Consider the following 1,962-nt stretch of genomic DNA (forward strand, 5'->3'; position numbering starts at 1 on the left):
GATTCCGTGCCTTCGTGTTCATGTGGGTAAAGCTTGCCCTGAACTGATAACTCTTGAAGGGCAACGAATGGTTTAGCCTGATTGATAGAGACTTCAACTTCTTGTGCAGGCCCACTTGCATCAGCGTAGTTGCAGCCTGATACCACTGAGGCAATTAGGAGGCTATTGAATAAAGTAAGTTTTGCATTCATAATTAATTCACTCACTAGGGTGGGTCGGGCCTCAAGTTGGTGGAACAACGTTGGGGCTTTTTGTTGTCTTGATGGTTATAATTTAGTATTTACTAAATAATTAGTCAATAGTATTTACTAAATTTATTTAGTTAAAAATTAGTATTTGCTGAATTTCATGTTTTAATAGACAAAAGAAAACCCACACGGGGTGGGCTAGGAGGTATCCATGAAGCTAGGAATGTTGCTAACATCAATAGCGTGTCAGATTTATTTATTACATGTACTTTCTGGATTACATGAAGGAAAAGCACTTATTACCATAATGTGCTGGATAGGTGCGGTTTTATTTGGAATGTGGCTTAATGATAATTACTCAGCCAAAAAATTTAGCAACAAAAATAGCTGTCAAAACAGCAATAACTAACTCCCAAATATATTTCCAATTCTTTAAATAAAAATCCAAAATTTTATGCACCCATTCAGAGGTCCAGTGCTTCTTATTTAATGGCGAAATAAAGAACGCAGCATCGTATCGATTTTGCTTTTCATAAGTGTCCTTTCCATTCCACCAGTCTTTAATAATTTTAATTATTCTTTCCATAAAAACACCTAAGCCGCATACAGCGGCCTTGATTCTTAACTCTTTCTTACTCTAGGTTTTGCGTGATAGACATACCTTACGCAATCAACCACTTGTCCCACAAAGTGACATTCTTCATCAAACTCAATAATATTTGGCTTAAAATCTGGATTTAATGCTTGAAGGTATCTTTTGCCATTTGTTTCAATAACCAGTTTTTTAAACGTAGCATCTTCACCACGACGGACCACAATAATATCTCCCGATTGCATATCCCCATAATAAGCATCAGGGTTTACAACAATGTAATCGCCTTCAATAAAATCAGGAAAATTACTCACCCCTTGAACTTGAAGAAAAAAGCAGTTTGAGCACTCATCTTCTGGTAATGGCAGCCATTGAGAAACTTCACTCATATCAACAGCAGCAACATTCGTAAAATTACCAGCTTGCACCCAAGATAAGACGGGAGCCATGCGCGCTTTAACTCGTGGCACATTAGCAAAGCTTTCTTCACCAAAGATATTTTTTGCTGGCTCTCTATCTAGCAAGCCGGATTCCCAGCCGACTTTTTTCTCTAAGTTTCGAGCTGCGCGCTCGCCAAAACTCCCATGACCTTTTACAAGCTGAGATATATGGCTGGGGTTTAAGTCGTAATGCTCACAGAAAGCAGCATCTGAGGAAAACCCTTCTGATTTATTTTTGGCATCAATGGCCCGGCGTAAATTGGCGCGTCTTAAAGAAATAATATCCATAACAGTATTTCATCTATTTTTTAGTAAAAAGTAAATTCGTAAACACTAAATCTCTGTTGACTTCTTTAGTAATAAAAATTAGTATTTACTAAATATTACTAATGGGAGATTTAGATATGTCTTCTGCTAATACAACCGAACTAAAAGCTTTCTTAGCCAGCCTTTCTTTAAGTGATCGAGAAGACTTCGCAAAACGCTGCCAGACCTCACTGGGGTACTTAAACCAGATCATGTATGGCAACAGTAAATGCAGCGCCTCTCTCGCAATCAAAATCGATAAAGAGAGTGATGGTGCAGTTAGCTGCGACCTGCTTTGTCCAGAGGCAGATTTTGATTACGTCCGCAACCAAGCATTAAGTGCATAGGTGAATTTATGAGTCTTGAAAAGAAATCTACGCATGTTCGTTTATCTCCTGAAAATCATGAACGGGCACGTGTTCTATCCAATATCAAA

General features: G+C 38.2%; 4 protein-coding genes. 1 reads left to right on the top strand and 3 read right to left on the bottom strand.

Translation table 11 applies throughout. The features are described from left to right. The 3 genes from N518_RS17335 to N518_RS0115185 form a co-directional block, all read right to left on the bottom strand. Positions 1 to 239, bottom strand: a 239-nt coding sequence (locus N518_RS17335) for a hypothetical protein (protein ID WP_212771476.1), incomplete at its 3' end; no start/stop codon positions are given. Positions 240 to 546: 307 nt separating this feature from the next. Next, the gene (locus tag N518_RS0115180; protein WP_026444483.1) at positions 547 to 774 is read right to left on the bottom strand and encodes a hypothetical protein; all 228 of its coding nucleotides are present in this window, start codon (positions 772 to 774) and stop codon (positions 547 to 549) included. Between the two features lie 35 nt (positions 775 to 809). Then, the gene (locus N518_RS0115185) at positions 810 to 1,508 is read right to left on the bottom strand and encodes a LexA family protein (protein WP_026444484.1); all 699 of its coding nucleotides are present in this window, start codon (positions 1,506 to 1,508) and stop codon (positions 810 to 812) included. Between the two features lie 116 nt (positions 1,509 to 1,624). On the opposite strand from N518_RS0115185, the gene N518_RS0115190 reads away from it, so the two are divergent. Beyond that, positions 1,625 to 1,873, top strand: a complete 249-nt coding sequence (locus N518_RS0115190) for a helix-turn-helix domain-containing protein (RefSeq protein WP_026444485.1) — start codon at positions 1,625 to 1,627, stop codon at positions 1,871 to 1,873. Positions 1,874 to 1,962 lie beyond the last annotated feature (89 nt).

The organism is Acinetobacter sp. UNC436CL71CviS28, from assembly GCF_000620525.1.
Taxonomy (GTDB): domain Bacteria; phylum Pseudomonadota; class Gammaproteobacteria; order Pseudomonadales; family Moraxellaceae; genus Acinetobacter; species Acinetobacter radioresistens.

Excerpts from the sequence above, each read along its gene's own strand:
- N518_RS0115190 (WP_026444485.1), top strand. The coding sequence starts at position 1,625 with ATGTCTTCTGCTAATACAACCGAACTAAAAGCTTTCTTAGCCAGCCTT.
- N518_RS0115180 (WP_026444483.1), bottom strand. The coding sequence starts at position 774 with ATGGAAAGAATAATTAAAATTATTAAAGACTGGTGGAATGGAAAGGAC.
- N518_RS0115185 (WP_026444484.1), bottom strand. The coding sequence starts at position 1,508 with ATGGATATTATTTCTTTAAGACGCGCCAATTTACGCCGGGCCATTGAT.